Source organism: Burkholderia sp. Ac-20353, assembly GCF_017104785.1.
Classification (GTDB): domain Bacteria; phylum Pseudomonadota; class Gammaproteobacteria; order Burkholderiales; family Burkholderiaceae; genus Burkholderia.
Genome location: NZ_JAAGPL010000017.1, coordinates 46,829 through 67,822 on the forward strand (window position 1 = coordinate 46,829; position 20,994 = coordinate 67,822).

At 64.4% G+C, this 20,994-nt stretch carries 20 protein-coding genes; 4 read left to right on the forward strand and 16 right to left on the reverse strand.

Going from position 1 to position 20,994, the window contains the following annotated elements; genetic code table 11:
- Positions 1–41: 41 nt before the first annotated feature.
- A complete protein-coding gene (locus G3N94_RS08660; protein WP_205791963.1) occupies positions 42–779 on the reverse strand; it encodes a peptidoglycan DD-metalloendopeptidase family protein in 738 nt (245 codons plus the stop codon).
- 406 nt (positions 780–1,185) lie between these two features.
- Here G3N94_RS08660 and G3N94_RS08665 point away from each other — a divergent pair, with 406 nt between their 5' ends.
- Entirely contained in the window at positions 1,186–1,506 is a 321-nt protein-coding gene (locus tag G3N94_RS08665) for a hypothetical protein (protein ID WP_124603299.1), read from the forward strand.
- A 136-nt stretch (positions 1,507–1,642) separates the two neighbouring features.
- Here G3N94_RS08665 and G3N94_RS08670 read toward each other — a convergent pair whose 3' ends face one another.
- The 4 genes from G3N94_RS08670 to G3N94_RS08685 all read right to left on the reverse strand — a co-directional run bounded on the left by G3N94_RS08670 (position 1,643) and on the right by G3N94_RS08685 (position 5,241).
- Positions 1,643–1,993: a DUF4148 domain-containing protein gene (locus G3N94_RS08670; RefSeq protein ID WP_205791965.1), complete on the reverse strand. Its 351-nt coding sequence runs from the start codon at positions 1,991–1,993 to the stop codon at positions 1,643–1,645.
- A 202-nt stretch (positions 1,994–2,195) separates the two neighbouring features.
- On the reverse strand, positions 2,196–3,608 hold the full coding sequence (gene gndA, locus G3N94_RS08675; protein ID WP_205791967.1) for an NADP-dependent phosphogluconate dehydrogenase: 1,413 nt from the start codon (positions 3,606–3,608) through the stop codon (positions 2,196–2,198).
- Between the two features lie 95 nt (positions 3,609–3,703).
- Entirely contained in the window at positions 3,704–4,342 is a 639-nt protein-coding gene (locus tag G3N94_RS08680; RefSeq protein ID WP_205791968.1) for a DUF938 domain-containing protein, read from the reverse strand.
- On the reverse strand, positions 4,339–5,241 hold the full coding sequence (locus tag G3N94_RS08685) for an NAD-dependent protein deacetylase (RefSeq protein ID WP_205791969.1): 903 nt from the start codon (positions 5,239–5,241) through the stop codon (positions 4,339–4,341). The genes G3N94_RS08680 and G3N94_RS08685 overlap by 4 nt, the downstream gene beginning before the upstream one ends.
- Before the next feature lie 336 nt (positions 5,242–5,577).
- Here G3N94_RS08685 and G3N94_RS08690 point away from each other — a divergent pair, with 336 nt between their 5' ends.
- Together G3N94_RS08690 and G3N94_RS08695 are read left to right on the forward strand one after the other, a co-directional pair.
- Positions 5,578–5,922 (forward strand): hypothetical protein, encoded by a 345-nt coding sequence (locus tag G3N94_RS08690; RefSeq protein ID WP_205791970.1) that lies wholly within the window; start codon positions 5,578–5,580, stop codon positions 5,920–5,922.
- Positions 5,923–6,522: 600 nt separating this feature from the next.
- Positions 6,523–8,334, forward strand: coding sequence for an ExeM/NucH family extracellular endonuclease (locus G3N94_RS08695; protein ID WP_205791971.1), 1,812 nt, complete (start codon positions 6,523–6,525; stop codon positions 8,332–8,334).
- A gap of 70 nt (positions 8,335–8,404) precedes the next feature.
- Here the strand turns inward: G3N94_RS08695 and G3N94_RS08700 are convergent, their stop codons facing one another.
- The 11 genes from G3N94_RS08700 to G3N94_RS08750 form a co-directional block, all read right to left on the reverse strand.
- Complete coding sequence (locus G3N94_RS08700; RefSeq protein ID WP_205791972.1) at positions 8,405–8,797, reverse strand: hypothetical protein; 393 nt, start codon at positions 8,795–8,797, stop codon at positions 8,405–8,407.
- A 58-nt stretch (positions 8,798–8,855) separates the two neighbouring features.
- Positions 8,856–9,818, reverse strand: a complete 963-nt coding sequence (locus G3N94_RS08705; protein ID WP_205791973.1) for a YCF48-related protein — start codon at positions 9,816–9,818, stop codon at positions 8,856–8,858.
- A 31-nt stretch (positions 9,819–9,849) separates the two neighbouring features.
- Positions 9,850–12,210, reverse strand: a complete 2,361-nt coding sequence (locus G3N94_RS08710; protein WP_205791975.1) for an efflux RND transporter permease subunit — start codon at positions 12,208–12,210, stop codon at positions 9,850–9,852.
- Between the two features lie 63 nt (positions 12,211–12,273).
- The gene (locus tag G3N94_RS08715; RefSeq protein WP_205791977.1) at positions 12,274–14,115 is read right to left on the reverse strand and encodes a DUF1302 domain-containing protein; all 1,842 of its coding nucleotides are present in this window, start codon (positions 14,113–14,115) and stop codon (positions 12,274–12,276) included.
- A gap of 79 nt (positions 14,116–14,194) precedes the next feature.
- Positions 14,195–15,562 carry a DUF1329 domain-containing protein gene (locus tag G3N94_RS08720; RefSeq protein ID WP_205791978.1) on the reverse strand — a complete coding sequence of 456 codons (1,368 nt, stop codon included), beginning with the start codon at positions 15,560–15,562 and terminating at the stop codon, positions 14,195–14,197.
- A 192-nt stretch (positions 15,563–15,754) separates the two neighbouring features.
- Complete coding sequence (locus tag G3N94_RS08725) at positions 15,755–16,255, reverse strand: cytochrome c (protein ID WP_205791979.1); 501 nt, start codon at positions 16,253–16,255, stop codon at positions 15,755–15,757.
- Positions 16,252–16,752 (reverse strand): cytochrome c, encoded by a 501-nt coding sequence (locus G3N94_RS08730; protein ID WP_205791980.1) that lies wholly within the window; start codon positions 16,750–16,752, stop codon positions 16,252–16,254. The genes G3N94_RS08725 and G3N94_RS08730 overlap by 4 nt, the downstream gene beginning before the upstream one ends.
- A complete protein-coding gene (locus G3N94_RS08735; protein ID WP_205791981.1) occupies positions 16,749–17,294 on the reverse strand; it encodes a methylamine dehydrogenase light chain in 546 nt (181 codons plus the stop codon). The genes G3N94_RS08730 and G3N94_RS08735 overlap by 4 nt, the downstream gene beginning before the upstream one ends.
- A gap of 38 nt (positions 17,295–17,332) precedes the next feature.
- Positions 17,333–17,959, reverse strand: coding sequence for a methylamine dehydrogenase accessory protein MauD (mauD, locus tag G3N94_RS08740; RefSeq protein WP_205791982.1), 627 nt, complete (start codon positions 17,957–17,959; stop codon positions 17,333–17,335).
- Positions 17,956–18,522 (reverse strand): MauE/DoxX family redox-associated membrane protein, encoded by a 567-nt coding sequence (locus G3N94_RS08745; protein ID WP_205791983.1) that lies wholly within the window; start codon positions 18,520–18,522, stop codon positions 17,956–17,958. Before G3N94_RS08745 ends, mauD begins: the two co-directional genes overlap by 4 nt.
- A gap of 7 nt (positions 18,523–18,529) precedes the next feature.
- On the reverse strand, positions 18,530–19,687 hold the full coding sequence (locus G3N94_RS08750; protein WP_205791984.1) for an amine dehydrogenase large subunit: 1,158 nt from the start codon (positions 19,685–19,687) through the stop codon (positions 18,530–18,532).
- 228 nt (positions 19,688–19,915) lie between these two features.
- Here G3N94_RS08750 and G3N94_RS08755 point away from each other — a divergent pair, with 228 nt between their 5' ends.
- Positions 19,916–20,896, forward strand: a complete 981-nt coding sequence (locus G3N94_RS08755) for a helix-turn-helix domain-containing protein (RefSeq protein WP_205792023.1) — start codon at positions 19,916–19,918, stop codon at positions 20,894–20,896.
- The last annotated feature ends 98 nt before the right edge of the window (positions 20,897–20,994 follow it).

Consider the following 20,994-nt stretch of genomic DNA (forward strand, 5'->3'; position numbering starts at 1 on the left):
CCAGCGTGCACGCCCGTTGCGGGACACACGCCAGGATGGCGTCAGCCGCCGTTCCTCGGCAGGAAGCCCATCGGATCGACCACCTTGCCGTTCTGCCGGACTTCGAACTCGAACGTCGCCCGGCCGCTCGCATCGGTGCCCATCTCGGCGACCGGCTGGCCCGCGCGCACGGCATCGCCTTCGTTGACGAGCAGCTTGCCGTTGTGGCCATAAGCCGTGATCAGGCCGTTCTCGTGTTTCAGGATCACGAGCGGGCCATATGCCTGGACGCCGGAGCCTGCATAGACGACCCGGCCATTCGCCGCGGCGCGCACGGTGTGATCGGGCCCGGACGCGGCGATCACGATCCCGCGCGTCCTGCCGGTCGAGAATGGCGTCGTCACCACACCGGTGGCGGGCCACGCCAGCGCGCCTGCCTGGCTCGGGGCCGGCTGCGGCGTCAACGACGTCGCGGCGGGCGGCGGCGCGACGCGCAGCACCTGGCCGGGCGTGAGCACGCTCGTCGTCGCCATGTGGTTCCAGCTCGCGACGTCCTGCACCCGCTGCCCGAATGCGCCCGCAATGCTCGCGAGCGTGTCGCCCGGATTTACGCGGTAGTAGCCTGCCAGCACACCGCCAGACGTGCTCGCCGGCGCGGCAGGCGATGACGGCCGATACGGCTGCCAGTAGTCGGTCCACGGCGTAGTCGTACAGCCGGTCAGCGCGATCACGGCTGCAGCCAGCGCCGCCTGCGGCAACCGGCGTTTCAGCGAAACGCGGATGGGAATAATTTCTCTCAAGGTACCTCCCGGATTTGCCTCGATGCGCCACCCACCGCCCTCCGGCGTGCGACGCACGATGTCCGGCGCAACGGCCGGACCCATCGATATCCGACCGCATGTGCGGCCGGCAGTTTCCAGATCATCGGGGCGCCGCGCACGGACTCGCCGGCCCGTTGCGCGCCATCCCGACCGGCAAAGATACCACCGCGGCGGTCCGGGCGACGACAAGCGCTTGTCCGCCGCGACATTCTTGCAGATGCATCTTGCAGATGCGTGTTGCGGATGCGCAGCGCCTGCCGGCCGCCCGGTGACGGCGCCAGAGCCTGCACCGGCGCGGCATCGCCGCCGCCCGGCCGCCCGGTCGAGCCCCGTCACCTATACTCACTGATGCGCTGCCCGATCCGCCTTAGAGAGGAGACCGACAATGAACAATGCGATGTTTCTATCCGTCCAGCTCAACGCCGAGGATTTCGCCGGTTCGAGCGGACTCGTCGAATTGCTCAACCGGCACCTGATGTTTGCGAGCGACGTCGCCGAGGCCGCGGACGCGCTCGTTCAGCTCGCCAGCGTCACGCACCTGTCGGGCGGTGCGCGGCGCAGCGTCGAGCTGCCTGTCGCGGCGATCGAGCGTCTGCGCGACGCACTCGACACGCTGAGCGGCTACGACGAAACCTGGCTGATGGCGCTGGAGCCGGCCGACAAGCTGTTCAAGGACATCGGCCGAGGCAAGCGGCCGCTGCACTGACGCACCCCACTCCATCCCGCCCCCAAAAGAACACAGCCCATCGTTCCATATCGCGGAACGATGGGCTGCATGAACAAGCTCGGACGGGTGAAGCGAATCCGGCGGACAGCCGGCTGCGGCCTCGCGGCCGCGTCGATCAACGACCCTTGTAGACCGGCGCGCCGTCGGCGACGCGCTTGATCCCGTTCGGCCACGCGTTGGTGGCCGCTGCCGGTGCGCCCGACTCCTGCTGGGCGGCCGGTTGCGCGCCGACACCGCTCGTATCGGCGGCGGCCACGTTCTGTTGCGGATGCACGCGCGCTTCGGCGGCCAGGAGGCCTTCCGGATAGGTGGTGCGGTCGCTGCCGAGCTTGTAGCCGGCTTGTTGCAGCTGGACCAGCTCGGCCTTGACCTGGTCACGGGTGACCGGGCCGCTTTGTTGGGCGAACGAGACGGCCGGAACAGCGAGAACGGCAGCAGCAGCGAACGTTGCGATCAGCGATTTCATGACTTACCTCCGTGATTTTTTTGCTCCGCCGCACACACCATGTCTGCAGCGATGGAACGAAGTCTAGTCCCGCAATCACTTAGGGAAAACCATGAAACGACAAAAACACTGTTTCGACGGAGCTAACAATTCCGGGATCCGGCATCGAAAAACCCTATCGATAGAATAGATTTTCGCAACAATTGCCGCTGCCGCTCGCGGCTTACGACCAGTTCGCGTGGAAGCTGCCCGGCTTGTCGGTACGCTCGAACGTGTGCGCGCCGAAGAAGTCACGCTGCGCCTGCACAAGGTTCGCCGGCAGCCGTTCCGAACGATAGCTGTCGAAGTACGCGACCGCCGACGCGAATGCCGGCACCGGCACGCCAGCCTTCACCGCCTCGATCACGACCTCGCGCAGCGATGCCTGGTAGTTCGCGGCGATGTCCTGGAAATACGGGTCGAGCAGCAGGTTCGCGAGCGCGGGATCCTTCGCGTATGCATCCGTAATCTTCTGCAGGAAGCGTGCACGAATGATGCAGCCCGCGCGGAAGATCTTCGCGATCGTCCCCAGATCGAGGTTCCAGCCGTATTCCCCGGACGCAGTGCGCAGCTGCGCGAAGCCCTGTGCGTACGAGATCACCTTGCTAAGGTAGAGCGCACGACGCACGGCCTCGACGAAAGCCGCGCGATCGCCTTGCAGCGGCGTCGCGGACGGGCCCGACAGCACCTTGCTGGCCGCCACGCGCTCCGTCTTCAGCGACGACAGCACGCGCGCGAACACCGACTCGGTGATCAGCGGCAGCGGCACGCCGAGATCCAGCGCGTTCTGGCTCGTCCACTTGCCGGTGCCCTTCTGCGCCGCGCGATCGAGGATCACGTCGACCAGATGCTTGCCGGTTTCGTCGTCCTTCTTGCCGAAGATCTTCGACGTGATCTCCATCAGGTAGCTGTCGAGCTCGCCCTGGTTCCACTCGGTGTAGACCGCGCCGAGTTCGTCGTTCGTCAGGCCCGCGACGCCCTTCAGCACCGCATAGCTCTCGGCGATCAGCTGCATGTCGCCGTACTCGATCCCGTTGTGGACCATCTTCACGTAGTGGCCCGCGCCGTCCGGCCCCATGTACGCGACGCACGGCTCGCCGTCCGACGGCGCCTTCGCGGCGATCTGCTTGAGGATCGGCTCGACGAGGTCGTACGCGTCGCGCTGGCCGCCGGGCATGATCGACGGGCCGCGCAGCGCGCCCTCCTCGCCGCCCGACACGCCGGTGCCGATGAAATGCAGGCCCGACTGCGCGAGTTCCTGGTTGCGGCGGATCGTATCCGTGAAATGCGTGTTGCCGCCGTCGATCAGCACGTCGCCCTTCTCGAGCAGCGGCTTGAGCGCGGCGATCGTCGCGTCGGTCGCTTCGCCCGCCTTCACCATCATCAGGATCCGGCGCGGCGTTTCGAGCGACCCGACGAATTCCTCGAGCGTATAGGTCGGCACCAGGTTGCGGCCGGGGAATTCGGCGATCAATTCGTCGGTTTTCTCGCGGCTGCGGTTGTATACCGACACCGCATAGCCGCGGCTTTCGATATTGAGAGCGAGGTTGCGGCCCATTACCGCGAGGCCGATCACACCGATTGCTTGTTTGCCCATTAGTCAATTCTCCGGAAAAAACAGGGCGCGACCCGAGCGGGTCGCGCGCACAGGCGAAAGGATAAGGGAAACCCGGCCGCGATGCGCGCGGCGCGTCACTGTTCCGTGTGCGGCAGGCGGCGGAACACGACGCTCAGGTTGTTGGCGGGCATCTCGACAACCTCGATGCAGTCGAGCCCGCAATCGAGCCCGAGCGCGACGACGGCCTCGAGATCGCGCACGCCCCATGACGGATCGCTCCGCCTCAATTGCGCGTCGAATGCTTCGTTCGACGGCGCGGTGTGCCGGCCTTCGCGGCGATACGGCCCGTACAGCACGAGCACGCCGCCCGGCCGCAGCACGCGCGACGCGCCGGCGAACAGCGCCTGTGCGCACGCCCAGGGCGAGATGTGGATCATGTTGATGCAGACAATCGCGTCGAGAGCCGCGAATGGCCACACCGCGTCGCGCACGTCGAACGCGAGCGGCGCGCGGACGTTCGGCACCCCCGTATGCGCGATCCACGCGGCGATCGACTGCCGCGCCTGCGCGTCGGGGTCGCTCGGCTGCCAGCGCAAGCCCGGCAGCGCCGCCGCGAAATGCACGACGTGCTGGCCGGTGCCGCTCGCGATCTCGAGCACGTCGCCGCTCGCCGGCAACACGCGGCGCAATACGTCGAGAATCGGCCCGCGGTTACGCTCGGCCGCGGGCGCCGAAAGCCGCAGCGACGGATCGGCGGGAGTTTTTCCGGTCATGATGTGCAATGCTCCGAGTCGAGATCGGCGAGGCCGAGCCGCGCGTTCAGCGCATCGAGCGCGAGCGAGCAATGGGCCTCGACCTTCAGCGTCAGCATCGGATCGGCGCGCGTGTGGCCGAGGTTGAGCGCGGCGACCGGCTTGTTCTGCGCGTGCGCCCACACGCAAAAGCGATAGCCCGAATACACCATCAGCGACGAGCCGACCACCAGTAGCGCATCCGCCGCGTCGAGCGCGCGCGCGGCCTCGGCCACCCGCTCGCGCGGCACGTTTTCACCGAAGAACACGACGGCCGGCTTCAGCAGGCCGCCGCAAGCCGGACAGGCCGGGATGCGGAACGTATCGAGCGCGTCCCATTCGAGATGCGCGTCGCCATCGGCGGCAGGCTGCGCCTGCGCGCCGAGCAGTTCGGGATTCTCCTCTTCGAGCACGGCCTGGATCGCGGCCCGCGCGTGCTGCGCGCCGCAATCGAGGCACGTGACGCCGTTGATGCCGCCATGCAGTTCGATCACGTCGCCGCTGCCGGCGCGCTGATGCAGGCCGTCGACGTTCTGCGTGACCAGACGTTCGATGCGCCCGGCTGCGCCGAGCCGCGCGAGTGCGACGTGCGAACGGTTCGGCTGCGCACGGCCGACGACGGGCCAGCCGATCATGCTGCGTGCCCAGTAGCGCCGGCGTGCCGCGTCGGAACCCAGGAATTCGTGAAGCTGGATCGGCGGCGAACGCATCCATTGGCCATTGCGGTCGCGATAGCCGGGAATGCCGGAATCGGTGCTGATGCCGGCCCCCGTCAGCACGAGCAGGCGCGGATGGCGCTCGACGAACGCGTGCAGCGCATCGAGCGCTGGGGTGTCGACAACGGCGGATGAAGACGGATCGGTGGAAGCGAAGTCAGTCATGACAGCGACGGCGGATCCGGCGGGAAAGACCGGGTCCGCGATGAACGGGTGTGGGCGGCGGTCGGAATACGCGTGGCCCGCCGGCATGCCAGCACATGATACCGAAACCCTGATCGATCAGGCTGGCGACTCGCGAGCCACCGGAGCGAGCGAACAGCCGCAAGACCGCGCCGGTCGTCAAAACGTCGCGTGCAAAAAAAGGCGCCCATCCGCCAAAAAGGTGATGGGCGCTTGAACAATTGATCCATCGGGGTTGTGGATCAACTGGAAACCTGGCGTCGTTACATCCGCGGGGTTTTGCCCGACGGATGATCCCCGGTCGACGCCAATCCTTTTATGTCATTCGCGGCGCTGCACGCTGCCTGCCCTCCCTGCTCGTTCCGGCTGCCCGGATTCGTGACCGGCAAAGCGATGGGCGAACCCGATCCGGCGACACCGCAGTGCGAAGCCGCAAATCGTTCGTCCTGCCTGCCTGTCGAGATGACCGTTCATGTCGTAGCGATCGCCGTCTCGTATCCCGATGTCGTTCAAGGTGCCTGCGTTCGGTCGGCGCGTCAGGTTTCGGTTTTGAATCACACCGCCCGCGCGTCTAAGCCGGTTCCGGTCCGAGCGTCACTCGCCGATGCATCGCGTGACACGCAAGACCCGCACTTCGTTAATCAGGACGACAAATCAAATTGATTGCATGACCATCCGTGGGCCGACGCTCGCTTCTGTCGCTCGCCGCCGTCGTCACAACGCACTCGACGGTCAGCATCGTTCGCCATGCATGCGCGAAAGTTCGATGAAGTGGACGCGGATTTCCGGACGGGATTCGGTGCCGAGCGTGATCAAGTCACCTCGTGCAGATGGGAATTGAGGACCCGAGATTTTCGCCGATTCATGTTTGCAACACGGCGCGTTGCGATGTGATCTCTTTTCATTCTCGTGTCCCCGATTGAAATGCTCCCTGACCGCCGGTGCGTGATTATCGATCTGACATCGTCGACGTTCCTGCTGGCGGCACCAAGAGATACGCAAGGAACGCACCATCGGGCGCAACGCCAAGCCTGGCGGGCCTCCGTGATGAGCGCGCAAGCGGCGCGCGCGGCTGGAGACGGCGAATGTTTCAGAACTGAAACGCAGTCCCCGCGAAACGGTTTCGGAAATGGATGCCGGAGCAGCCGCCGCACGGCGGTTCGTCCATGAAAATTAAATTACATAAACCTGTCAATTATTTACAAAAAACCGTCACCACGCGTCGCTAAGCTTTCGCCACCCTCACAACCGGGATTCTTCTCCATGCGCCCCTCGATGCCGTTGTTTGCCACCTTGTCGCTCCTGCCTGCCCTCGCTGCCGCGCCAGCGTTCGCGGCCACCGCCGCGCCCGTCAGCGCGACCTGCGGCGGCAGCACGACGCCGATCGCCGAGATTCAAGGTCCGGGCGCGCCGTCGCCGCTCGCCGGCCAGAACGTGTCGATCGAAGCTGTCGTCACTGCCGATTTCGGCGGCACCGACGGCTTCGGCGGCTTCTTCGTCCAGCAGGCCGATTCGCAGCGCCGCAACCAGCCGGGCGTCTCCGAGGGGCTGTTCGTCTATTCGCCGAAAGCGCGCGCGAAGGCGGGCGATCTCGTCCACGTGACGGGCAGGGTCGACGAAAAATACGGACAGACGCAGCTCACGCTGGCGGGCGGCATCGCGGTTTGCGCGAACGGCCAGTCGGTCACGCCCGCGACGCTCACGCTGCCGGTCGACAGCCCGAATGCGTTCGCCGCGTATGAGGGCATGCTCGTGCGCCTGCCGCAGACGCTGAACGTGACCGACAACTACGAGCTCGGCCGCTACGGCAGCGTGCTGCTCAGCAACGGCCGCCTGCGCATACCGACGAGCGTCGTGCCGCCCGCCCAGGCGCAGACGCAAATCGACGCGAACGCGCGCAACCGGCTGGTCCTCGACGACGGCTCGAACAAGCAGAACCCCGCGACCGTGCCGTATCCGGCACCGGAGCTTTCCGCCGCGAACACGCTGCGCGCGGGCTACACGGTCAGCAACGTCGAAGGCGTGCTCGAGGTGCGCTACGGCGCATGGCGCGTGCAGCCGGTGCCCGGCGCGCCCGCGCCGGCGTTCGACGCACGCGCGAATCCGCGCACCCAGGCGCCCGCGCGCGATCCGCATTCGAACCTGCGGGTCGCTTCGTTCAATGTCCTCAATTATTTCAACGGCAACGGCCTCGGCGGCGGCTTCGACGATCCGAACAACCGCGGCGCGAAGAACTATCAGGAATTCGTCCGCCAGGATGCGAAGATCGTCAGCGCGCTGAAGGCGCTCGACGCCGATGTGATCGGCCTGATGGAAATCCAGAACAACGGCTACGGCGAACTGAGCGCGGTGCGTCAGCTCGCGGCGAAGCTCGGCAGCCACTGGCGCGTCGTCGATCCGGGCACGTCGCGGCTCGGCGGCGATGCGATCGCGGTCGCGATGATCTACGACAGCCGCAAGGTCGAACCCGTCGGCCGCGCGGCAACGCTCGCGATCGACGACAAGAACCGCCAGCCGCTCGCGCAATCGTTCCGGCGCGTCGGTGGCAAGCAGGCGCTGACGGTCGCGGTCAACCACCTGAAATCGAAGAATTGCCCGGATGCGGCGAACGACGATCTCGACCAGGGTGACGGCCAGGGTTGCTGGAACCCGACGCGTACGCGCGCGGCGGCAAAGCTCGTTGACTGGCTCGCGGGCACGCCGACCGGCGTCGCGGGCCAGGGCGTGTTGCTGATCGGCGATTTCAACAGCTACACGCATGAGGATCCGATCCGCCTGCTCGAGTCGCGCGGCTACCGGAACCTCGTGTCGCGCTGGATTGGCGCGAATGCGTACAGCTACGTCTACAACGGCGAAGCGGGTTATCTCGATCATGCGCTCGCGTCGCTGCCGCTCGCGTCGCACGTGAAGGCCGTGCATGAATGGCACATCAATGCGGACGAGCCGGTCGCGCTGCAGTACACGCTCGCGTACAAGACCACCGAGCAGCAACGGACGTATTACGCGCCCGACGCATACCGCTCGTCGGATCACGATCCGGTGCTGATCGACATCGCGTTGCCGGGCGGACGCTGATCGCCGTTGTGTGCATTAGATCATGCGGCGTGCGCGTCACGCCGCATGTCGTCGCGCGCGACGGCACGCATTAACGGGCGATGCCGGGTACGCAGGTCTCGAAAGTATTCCGCGTACCGAGCAGGCGCTCGGGCAGCAAGACCGCCTCTGCGGCGTTGATCAGCAGGAGTGCCACACTGATGCGTCGATCGATATGACGCACGATCGCAAAGCCGGGATCCTGCATCTCGCCGTTGAAGCGCGGATCGGCCAGGACGATGTCTTCGTCGTCGTGCAAGCCTTCGAGCAGCGCACGAGGAACGACATTCCAGCTATCGGGCAGGCGCGCGAGCACATCGGTCACATCGCCGAATACGCAGATCACGGCGCCATGAGCGTCTCGCGCACGGCGAAACCAGAGTGGCCGGTCCGTCTCTTCGACCAACAGCGCTGCGACTGGAAACAGCAAGAGCCTGTCATTCATGACCTGAGTCGTCGAGTCGGACAAAGCGATCGGTTCGGCGCGGATGCCGCAGCAGGTACTAAGGTGCAAGTACCCCGTCCTGCGAAAACAGGATCGGTTTCCCATCCGCGTTGATCAGGGTTGCGGTCAGCGTCGCACGATCCGCGCGTTGCAGGACGTTGACCTTTGCATCTCCCGTCTGTTGCGTCAGCACCAGGCCGTCGAGTCCCACCCCGATCAGTCCGCCGCCAGTTGCGACGAGATCCGTGATCGAACTCTTCGTGCCGGAATTCAGCGCCGACCAGGTCGTCCCTCCGTCGGTGCTCTGAAACATGCCGCCGAGCAGGCCACCGACAACGATCCGGCCGTCCGGCATCGCCACACCCGCCCACAACGTGCCTTTGCCGCCGGTCGCGAGGTAGGTCCAGTTCGCGCCGCCGTCGGTCGACTTGAGCACCGTCCCCTGCTCCGCGACCATGTACAGCGCGCCGCGATGATCGGCAAAGACGTGATACAGATTGCGGTCCGCTTTCCCGCCGCCCGGCGGCTTCGGCAATGTCGTCCTGGCCCACGTCTTGCCGCCGTCATGGGTCGCGAGCACGAGCGACCACAGGCCGACCGCGATTCCGTCCTGTGCGCTGGTGAAGAGCACGGAAAACAACGGCTGATCGACCGAGACGTCGATACGCTGCCTCTCCCAGGTTTCGCCGCCGTCGTCAGTCGCGAGAATCACGCCCCATTGGCCCACCGCCCAGCCGTGCCGGGCGTCGGCGAACGTGACGGCCGACAACGTCGCGGAGACCGGCACGCGCCGTGCCTGTCGGTACGTATGCCCGTCGTCGTCCGAAAGCAGGATGACGCCGTGCTCGCCGACGGCAACGATACGCGCGCCGGCCCGTGCCGCATCCATCAGCACCCTGTGCGTCGGCTCGGCCCATGCGTGAGCGGGTATCGCGCTCCAGGCGGCGACCGTCCCCTGGGGTTCCGCGAAAACGGCCGCACTCGCGCACAGCACGGCGCAGGCAATGAAAGTCTTGATCATGGCTGGATCCCTGTAATTTGTGTCGCGACGGTCAGTGACTGAACAGGCCCGGCGCGCGCGCCGGCTGGCGACGCGGGAACCAGCGTTCCAGCGCGGACGCCAATGCGGGCAATGCCGTCATGGCCATGATCAGATTGACGATGAACATGAACGCGAGCAGCTTGCCCATGTCGGCCTGGAACTTCAGCGCCGAGAAGCTCCACGTCGCGACGCCGATCGCCAGCGTGATCGCCGTGAAGATCGTCGCCACGCCCACTTCCAGCATCGCGTGCTGCACCGCCTTCACGATCGTCTGCCCGCCCGCGAGGTGCACCTGCAGCCGGTTGTAGATGTAGAACGCGTAGTCGACGCCGATGCCGACCGCCAGCACCATCACCGGCAACGTCGCCACCGTCAGCCCGATCTGCAGTTCCTTCATGAACCAGTAGCCGATGAAGGTCGCGACCGACAGCGGCACGCAGCACGCGATCATCGCGCGCCAGTCGCGGTACGCGAAGAACACGAGGATCAGGATCGCTGCGTACACGTACAGCATCATCGGGAATTCGCTGCTGGCTACTTCTTCGTTGGTGGCGGCGAGTACGCCCGCATTACCCGCCGCGAGACGGAGACTGATGCCCGGGAAGACATGCGACGCGCGATAACGCTTCACGTCGTCGAGAATCCGGTTGATCGTCGTTGCCTTGTGATCGGCCAGGAACAGATGCACCGCGGTCATGCTGCAATTGACGTTCATGTATCCCTTGACCCGCCCGACATCAACCGACACCGCCCCATAGTTCTCGGCGGCGATCGGTACGACGTTCATCTTCGGATAGTTTTCGTTGTAGCCCTGGTTGTAGGTGCGCATCATCGCGGAATACGACTGCACCGATACCACACCTGGTTCGGTTCGCATCGCGGCCGTGAAGTCGTCTTCATACAGCCCGACCGCCGGGTTGTCGCACGCGTTGCCGCTCGATTCGATCGCGACCGTCAGCCAGTCGAGGCCCATGTCGTAATTGCCCGCGATCGACGTCGCATCGCGGTTGAAACGCGCATCCGCGCGCAGCTCGGGCGCGCCGGGCTGCAGCGTGCCGATCACGCGATCGCGGCTTTGCCATGCGGCGAGCGCGAACACCACCACGGTCAATGCGAGGGTGATGCCCGCGAACCTGGGCTCGGCCACCCTTGCCAGCACGCGCAGCGGCCTCGCACGCCGCTGCGCGCGTTTCAGCGAGTTTTCCGCGTAGTCCTTCGAGAAGTTGAAACAGGACGCCGCGACCGGCAGCAGGATCAGGTTCGTGACGATCTTGTACGCGACGCCGAGCGACGCGGTAATCGCCAGCTCGCGCACCATCGGAATCGGAATCAACAGCAGCGTGATGAACGACACGAACGCGGTGATCAACGCCAGCACGCCGGGGATCAGCAGGCCACTGAAACTGTTGCGCGCAGCATCGAACGAACTCTGCCCGTGCGCGATCTCGCGGACGATGAAGTTCACCTGCTGCACGCCATGCGACACGCCGATCGCGAAAACCAGGAACGGCACCAGCACCGCGAGCGGATCGAGGCCGAAGCCGAGCAGCTTCAGCGTGCCGAACTGCCAGACGAGCGACGTCAGCGAGCAGAAAATCAGCAGCACCGTGAAGCGAACCGAATGGCAGTACCAGTAGACCGCCAGCGCTGTCAGCAGCAGCGCGATCGCACAGAAGCCGAGGACGCCGGTTGCGCCGTCGGCGATGTCGCCGATCTGCTTCGCAAACCCGATGATCTGGATTTCATAGCCGGCATCCTCGAACGGCTGGCGAATCCTGGCTTCGAGCAGGCGGTTGAACGCGACATAATCGAGCACCTTGCCAAATCGATCCCGCTCGTTCAGTTCGGCCGTGATCATCGCGCTATCTTCGCGATGCGAAGCGAGCGTCCCGACATAGCCGCCCAGTGTCGTCGAGCGGCGAATCGCTTCGACCTTCTCGGGCGTCAACTGGTCGGGCGTGATCGTGCCTGGAATGATCGGTTCCGCGCGAAACCCCTCGTCGGTGATCTCATTGACGAACGCATTCGGCGTCCAGAGCGACTGGACCCCGCCCCGATCGACGTTCGGCAGATAGGTGACCGCCTGGGTCACCTTGTACAGACGCGTCAGCCCCTCCTTGGTCCAAATGGAGCCGTTGCGCGCGCGCACGACGACGGTGATCCGGTTCGCGCCGAGCAGATCGTTCCGGTATTTCTGGAACGTCTGGATGTATTCATGGCCGATCGGCATCTGCTTCTCGAAGCCCGCGTCCATCCGCAATTGCACGGCGAACACGGCCATCGCGGCGGTGAACAGGCCGATTCCCGCGAGCACGATCGCGCGATGACCAAAGAAGAGCCGTTCCAGGCGGCTGACCAAACGATTAAGCACTGTATTACCCCTTCATGTTTTCCGGCGACGCCCAACGCGCGCGATCTCTTACGCTTGCACCCGTCAGAAGTTCCGGGTCGCAAACACCCCGACGAAGTTGCGATCCGCATACGGCTGCCCCACCGTCTGGTGGCCGCCCCAGAACATCGTGTAGTTGATGCCCGCCTGCCAGTTGGGCGGATTCTGGTTGAACAGCACGTAGAGGTTCGCCGACTTCGCGCCCTGCATGTAGTTCGCGGTGAACGTCGGCGTATAACCGTAGAGCCCGTCGGAGAAGGTGATGCCCGGCGTCACCTGCCAGCCGTGAATCAGCGTGCCGTCGTAGGTCCAGTTGAAGTCGATCGTCGCGCCCACCGAGCTCGACGTGCCCTGTCCCGTCACGATCGGGTAGCCGGCCCCCGGCCCGTTGTTCAGCCACGGCAGATAGCCGGCCGCCGGCACCTGCGTAACCGCCTGCCCGTCGATCGTGCGCGTGACGCTCGAGCCGAGCCCCGGGTAGTAGATCCACGTCAGCTCCCACGTCAGCGCGGCCGAATCCGCGCCGAGCAGCTTCAGGAATGGATACTCGCTGCGCGTCAGCGCCAGCAGTCCGTTGATGTCGTACTGGAATTTCTTCTTGTCGACCCATTGCTGGCAATCGACACCCGACACGCCGTTCGTGTTCAGGTCGAGCGGGCCGCCCGCGCCGAAGCAGCTCGACAGCGCGACGGCGTCGCGCGGCCGATACGACAGCTCGGTGCCGATCGCCCACGGGCCGAGCCCGAAGTTCGCGCTGACGCCGAACAACTGGCGACTGCCGAGATACGACCACTGCGACGTTCCGTTGGCCAACGACGCGAGCACCGGCGACTTGTCGATGTAGTTCTCGTAGTAGAACGCGAAGTTCGCGTCGAACGAGCTCGGCGAGAAGTTGAACTTGATGCCGAACTGCGGCCGGTATTTCGCCGGCAGCTGTGTCGAGACGGGAATGCCGATATCGTTGAATGGCGGCCCTGCGAAGTTGCCGTTCACGAGCCCGTTCCTGATCGCGTTGAGCGTATCCTGATTGCCCGCCGCGCCCGGCCCGCCGATCGCGTTCGCAATCGTGCCGGCGCTCGGGCCGGCCACGTTGAGGTTGTTCGTGTTGATCGTGAACGGTTCCGCGCCGCGGCCGAAACTGTTCGTGATCGACCAGTACGAGCCGACCGGCGGGTAACGGTTGCCGTTCCACTGGAACTGGTAGTACGCCTCGGTGCTGAACCCGTGGGACAGGTCTGCGGCAAAGCTCAGCATCGGCGCCGGCAGCAGCGCCTGTTTGAGCTGGGTGCCCGGAATCAGCAGTTTCTGCGTGTCGATCGAATTGGTCGAGTTGATGCCGTTCTGCGCGAACATGCTCTCGCCCCAGTTGATCACCTGGTTGCCGAGCCGCACGTGCGCGTTGCGCCCGGCGATCGTGAAATCCTTCTCGCCCCACAGGTCGAGCAGCTGCGCGTTGTAGACCACCTGCGCCGCGGCAGTGCTCGACAACGGCGTGCGGGCCGTATTCCCGGCGAGGAAGTCGTACATCCCCGTGCCGCGCACCATGAACTTCAGCCCCTCGCTCGGCATCTTCAGCAGCAGCTCGCTGGTTGCGCTGATATACGTGCTGAATGGCTGTCCCTTGCGGTAATTCAAGTCGCCGTTGTCGGCAAAGCCCCACTGGTTGGTGTTGGCCGCCGCGCCACAGCCATATGCATTCGGATCACCTGTGAGCGAGCAGCTCGGGCTCTTGGTCCGAATGCCGGCGCCTGCGGTGAGATTGGTCACCCACGAACCCTGCAGATCGCCGATCCCGGTCGTGAAGTCATACCCGTACGCAGCCGATGCTGTCGCACCCAGAACAGCAATCGAAACCGTAGTATGTCTAACGATATTCTTCGCTTTCATTGTCCCACCCCATCTCCAGACCGAATGCCGGCGGCGCATCCGCACGCCGGCTCTGTATTTTTTATCTGTTCGACGACCGTCAGCGTTCGCTGACCGATCTCAGCGACTCGGACGTATAGAAGTCCGGCGTGAACCGGGGATCGCTGGCGTGTGCGTACCAGTGCAGATCCTTGCCCTGCCCGACCGACGATCCATCGAATACATAGCGCCCGTTGATCAGGTCGTACTGCACGAATGGCTCGTTGTCGCAGGCGCCGCCGAGTTCCCACACCGGAATCGGGTAGCTCTCCCGCACCTTCCACAATTTGCCTTGTGCGTCGTAGTCCTCGCCGGAAAGCGCGAGCCAGCTATCCTCGTCGAGATAGAAAACCTTCTTCGAATCCGCGTGTCGCGCGGTAGCCTTGAGCGTCGCCTCGACGACCCACACGCGGTGCACCTCGTAGCGCCGATGATCGGGAGCGATTCCGTTCGGCGTAGCGACATCGCGAAGCCTGGTGTTGAACGCGTATATCCCGAAGTTGTTGTACGGGACGATCATTTCGCGCTTGCCGATCAGTTTCCAGTTGAAGCGATCAAGCGACCCATTGAACATGTTGACTTCATCGACCAGATACTGGTTTTCGAAACCGATCAGCGGTGCGTCGTGCGTGTAAGACGGCATCCGCCTTACGCGGCGCTGTCCGGGGAAGTAGTAGTACGTGTCCGAGTCCTTGTCGAAATACTGGCGCTGAACAACCGATTGCCCGGCGGTTGCCGGCGGCGAGGTGACGGAGAAATAGGCAGCCACGCTGAGCCGATCGACGCTGTCGGGAGTGGCCTCGCTCGATTTGGCAAACGGGACATAAAAGACCTGCGGCCCAATGACGTCGATCCAGTCTCCGCCACCTGGACGGGGTGAGATTGCAGTGACAACGGGCGCCCATTCGACACCCTCTCCGCGATACCGCATCTCGTAGTTCAGGATCGCTTCGGCTCCATTTTTTGGCCGCGCAAACGGCACACCGGGAAGCGCGACGGTTTGCAACGTCTCGCCGTTCGCAGCAAGTTTTGCGGACGTGAGGTTCTTCTTCGAGTTCTGCTCTGCGGCGTCCGGCAGCTGACATTCGCGATGCGACGGGTAGACGTCCATCCGGTAGCCTTTCTGCTGCTTGATCAATTGAATCTGACCTGGCGAAAGCAGGCTGGCGTACTTTTCGATGTTCGACGCATCGATCGAATAGAGCGGCTTCTCGTTCCGGTGCTTCCAGAAATCGCCGCGAAACTTTCCATATTCCCAGCCGGACTGCGGCGCCTGTCTTCCGGCAAAGGCAGGCACGAGGCCGTCCTTGCTCGCGTCGCGTTCGGCCCCTGCCGGCGTGAGATCGTCCCCCGCAACGGCTGCGCCCGTCACAAGCAATAAGGCAGCCGCAATAGCGGACGCGGCTCCGATTCCATGCGTCTTCATCATTCGTCTCCTTCTGATTCCGTTGTTGCCAAACAGTCTCGAATCTCACAGGTAAAGCGTGCTCACCCGGTTCACCTGCTGAACCCTCTTTCAATGACCATTACATTTACTTTGCATATCTAAATTATTTGTCACACAAATACCTCGAACAGACAAAATTCATCGATCCATTCCGTCGGGACGATTCGTAACGGATCAGTAGTGGTCGGGGATACCGTCGACGCCGCGCTCGTGCAGCGCACGGATCAGTCCGGCGCGTACGGGCGCGACATCGGCAAGCGCCGGGCGTCGATGCGTGGCGATTTCGGCCGCGGTATACGGTTTGAAGTCGCTCGGCAATGCCGAACGGTTCATCGTCCTGAGCAGCCAGTTGAGCACGTCGGCGAGTTGTTGATCCGACAGCGCCGAGTTCGACGCGCCCGGCACGCGCATCACGTATTCGCGGCCCGCCGGCAGTTGCTCGAAGTAGCCGAGCGAGTTCGCAAGCGGCGGAACCTTGCCCGGAATGCCGCCCCCCGTCGCCGTGTGGCAGCCCATGCAGTTCAGTACCCAATGCTGTCGTGCGAGCGCCGCATCGGGCTCGCTTTGCGCATTCGCGAGCGCGGGCGACGCCAGTACCGCGGCGCATCCGAGCAGCGACAATGCCAGACGCGTCGCGGTGCGACTGCCGGCACGCGACACGTACTTGGCACTCATAGCCCGAGCCCCTTCGTGACGACCGCGCGCTGCTCATGAACCGCCGCGCCATCCATCTGCCGGGCGCGCGCCGCCTGAATCTCGGCGGCCGTGAACGGCTTCGCGTTGCCATGCTGTGCGTTCAGGTCGAACACGACATAGTTCAGCAACTGAGCCAGGTCTTCGTCGCTGACACTCGCGAAGCTCGGCATCTTGAAGTTGTAGTGCTTGTCGTGCACCGCAATCTCGCCGAACATCCCGTGCAGCACGGTCGACGCGAGCTGCGCGCGCCCCTGCGCAGCCGTTGCGTACCTTCCCGGATACTCGGTAAGCGGCGGCGCGAGACCGTCCTGGCCTTTGCCGCCCGCCTGGTGACACACCGCGCACTGCGCGTCGAACAGGCTCTTGCCCGCGGCGTAACGCACGCTCTCCTGCGCGTGCACGCCGCTCGAAAGGGCGAACGATGCGGCCGCCGCGATGCAGGCGGCTGCGAAGTTTCCAGTGAGTTTCATCTTCATTGCTTTGCCGCTCCGAGCAGTACCGAAACAGAACAGTGATAGTTCGAGTTGCCGTTTGCCATGCACCAGTTGATGTCGTTGTTGAGCGACAGCTTGTACAGCGGCTTCTCGCGTTCGTTGCGATTGCAGAAGCAGCGGCCGCACGACGTTTTGCCGCAGCAGTCGTTGTACGACACGATGTAGTCGGAGCCGTCGTGCGGATTGCGGCAGGTGCCGATCCACGTGATCGGCGACGGCGTCGTGCCGGGCGGGCAACTGCTCGACGTGCCACCGCAGCAGCTGCAGAGCCAGCCGTCGATCGCGCAGTATTTCCAGTAGTCGCAGCTCGTCGGATCGTCGCTTGCGCGCGACGCTGGCGCACCGGCCGCAGCCGATGCCGCCGCGGCCGAGTCGGCCGCAAAAGCGGTGCGATCGACCGGCAACAGTGGCAGCATCGCCGAGCCGACCAGCACCTTGCCGAGCTTCGCCATCGCGCTGCGCCGCGAGCTGTGTTGCGCGACGTTGCGCGCTGACCGCTCGAACCATGAATCAAACAAGCCCATGTCGTTGTTCTCCGCTGAAATTGTTGGTGGGCGGCGCGTCAAACGTGCTGCGCGTGCTGTTCGTGATGCGGGGCACCGTGCACGAACTCCTGCAGCGACGCGACGCCACGCTCCTTCGCTTCGAACAGGCTTTCCAGATGCTCGCGTGTGTTGACGAGCCCCTTCGCGCGCACCTTGCCGGTTTCGTCGAGCAGCACCGCATAAGGCAGCTTGCCGATCTGGTACGCGAGGCCGAGTTCCTGCGACAGCACGTACGGGAAGCGATCGAGATGGTGCTTCTGCGCGAAGCGTGTGTGCTCGGCGAGATCGCCATCGCTCGCGAGCACGATGTTCACGGGCGTCGACTCGCTCGCCTGCAGCGACGGCAGCAGCGGCAGCAGCTTCTTGCAGACCGGGCACGTCGGCGACAGGAAGAACAGCAGCGTGGCCTTGCCCGACGCGTCGATGCCGCCGACCTTCACTTGCGCGCCGCGAATGTCGGACAGCTCGAACGTGGGTGCGATTGCGCCGACGGCGGGCCCCTTGTCGATCATCAACGCGCCCGCGGGCATGATGCGTTCGTACAGGATGCCGACCTGGCGAACGAGCGCGAGACAGATCGCGCCGAGCGCGAGAACGGCGGCCCACAGAAGCGCGGTGGAGAGCGTGAGAGCGGTTTGCATCATGAATTCCTCAGGTGAGACAGACGCGGCATGTTGGCGAGCAGCACGTCGACGATGAGCAGTGCGCAGACGATCAGCAGCACCGCGAAGAACAGCGTCAGGTAGTCGAACCACACGATCTGGCGCGCGGACGGTTCGACGAACGCGACAGCGGCAAGCGCCGCGAGCAGCAGCGCGCGGGCGACATGGAACCAGCCGATGCCGCGCGGGCTAGCCGACTGATCGGCTGACTGTGTCGCGCCGAAGCCCGAGCAGCCGCAGTCGATATCGGTGTGGCCGCGCAGGATGTTGAACGCGAGCCCGGCCGCGAACGCGAGCAGCAGCGCGACGAGCACGGTCGCGCCGAGCGTCCGCGTATTGGGGAACAGCAACGCGGCCGCGCCGAGCGTTTCCGCGGCCGGGATCGCGAACGCGGCGGACGCGGTCAATGCTTCGGATAGCAGACGATAGTCGCCGAGTGCCCGGCGGAATGCGGCAGGCCGCCGCCACTTGGCGACCGCGCCGATCAGCACGACGATCGCCGTGCTGGCCTGCGCGCCGGTTGCGAATACGGGATCGATCATCATCGCGGCCTCACGGATTGACGAGCAGCGTCGACGCACTGCCGACTTGCTTTTCGACGGTTTGCAGCTTGCCGGTGCGTGCGTCCATCACGACGAGGTCCGACGTACCGGTCAGCCCGTAGAACAGCGGCTTGTCGTCCACGCTGACCTGGATCGAGGTCAGCGGATCGATCTTCTGCTGCGCGAGATCCCAGCGCGCGATGCGCTTCTTCGTCTGCAGGTCGAACACCCAGATCTCCGTGCCGGGATCCTTGTGCGAGCCGTCGGCGCCCTTGTGCATCGACACGTAATAGCGATGGAGCTTCTCGTTCACGGCCGTCTGCTGCATGCCGCCCGGACGCCAGCCTTCGGCGCGCTCGGCGTCCGTCAGCAGCGACCACGGCGCGCCGAAGGCTGGCTTGTCGCCCCGGAAGTCTGCACTGCGTACCATTCCGTGGAATGTCGTGAACAGATAGCCACCCTGATACGGCGACGCGTTGACGTAGGCGGGATCCTTGTCGACGTCGATGAAAGCGTCGGACAACACGCGCTTCACTTCCTTGCCGTTCGCATCGAGCGTGACGGTCAGCCCCTTGCCGCTTTCGCACAGCGCAGTGAACCGGTCGTTGCCCGACGGATACGCGAGCACGCACCCGGCCGTGTCGATTTCCGAGCGCACCTTCTTCGCCGGCACGTCGATCACCGTCACCGACGTGGCGGGCGTGATGTTCGCCACATACAGGAGCTTGCCGTCCGCGCTCAACGCCGTGTTGTACGGCGACGGGATATGCTGGCCATGTTTCGGCGGAATCACGATTTCGCCTGCACGATCGAGCGTGGTGTTGTCCGTCACTTCGACGACGTCGGTGCGCGCGCCATGCGAGCCGCGCGAGAAGTAGGTCGTCGCGACAAAGCTTGTCTTGTGATCCGGCGAAACGGCGAACCCGAGCCCGAATCCCCCACCGATCTGGCCGAGCAGCCTGTGCGCATCCGCGTCGTAGAGATCGATACGCCCGTCGGTCATCGCGGCGATTGAAATGTCGAGCAGGAAAACCTCGTGCGGATGCCACGGCGGCATCTTTTGCACGGTCAGTTCTTCCGGCTTCTCAATCGCGCTCGCACTGTTGATGTACGCAGCGGCGAACGACAGCATCGCCGCGAGGATCGCGGTTCGTCGCCTGGTTCTCATGTCCCCTCCATTGATGTTCACGATCTGTAGGGGCGAATGTATGACGGCAAAAGATTCCTGCGTCATCGAGATCGGCAAAGCGAACGTTCCGATCTGGAACATTGGAAATCGACTTGAAAGAAATCGGCGGTAGCGCCTACCCGGACTAACCCGCGCAAATATTGCACCTGCCGATCGAGCAGATTAAGCTGTGCCCGATTGCGCCTGTAGACACCGTGGAGGTTGATCGTGTTCGCCCAGTATCAGTTGTTCGACGATGTCGATCGGCATGCGGAATCGCTCGAAGGCTGGGGCCAGCGGTATGACCAGATCGGATCAGGCGCCTATCGCAGCGTCGTCAAGCAGGCCACGCTGGACGGCATGCACATATTTCAGGAAGCTTCCAACGTTCGGGTCCTGCAGCGTGGCGCGTTGCCGCCGGACCATACGATATTCGGCATGCCACTTGTCGGCGACGGAGCGTTTACGTTTGGCGGTGCGCGCGTCGATCGGGGTTCGATGGTCTTCGCGAGAGGCGGGGTGCCATTCGAGCTGCATTCGCCGGATCACATGTCGTTCATATGTGTCGCCGTCGATCCGGACATGTTGCAATGGATCGCCGACGAGGCGGGTGTCAATCTGGATGACCGTCTGTTTCAGCGCAATGTCGTCGATCTTCCCAGTGCGCCGTGCGCGCGCGCCGGTGCGCAGATCGCGACGCTGCTCGAGCGCATGCTGGCGGAACCTGACGCATTCGACGACACGCGAGCGCGACTTGCGGTCCGAAGCCAGTTCAGCGAAATACTCGTCGAGTTGCTTACGTATCGAGGGTCTGCACCGTCGAACCGTCTGACATATACGTGCCAGACTGATGTCGTGAGCCGGGTCCACGACTACGTGACCCGTCACCCGCAAGAGCCGGTCGACATCATGAGCCTTTGCGCTCAGCTGCGCGTAAGCAGGCGCACACTGCAAAACAGCTTCCAGTCCGTCGTGCAGACCGCGCCGTTGACCTATGTACGCTCGCTGCGATTGGCGCAGGTCAGGCGGCTGCTGCTCGATACGCGACAGGCGGACCTGTCCGTAGGCGACGCGGCGGCCCGATGGGGCTTCGTGAATCTCGGGTATTTCGCGAGTGTTTACGAGTCGCAATTCGGCGAGCTACCGTCGAAAACGCCTCGCAAATCGGCGCGCATCGCGCCGGCCCGCGCCCGCACAAGCCCACTGTAGATGGCAGGCCGGCAGCGGATACGGTGGCGGTCGTTTGTGCTCGGGTTATCCCCACTGTTGCGGTCGAAACCGATTCTTAAGATGCTGCCATCGGGAGA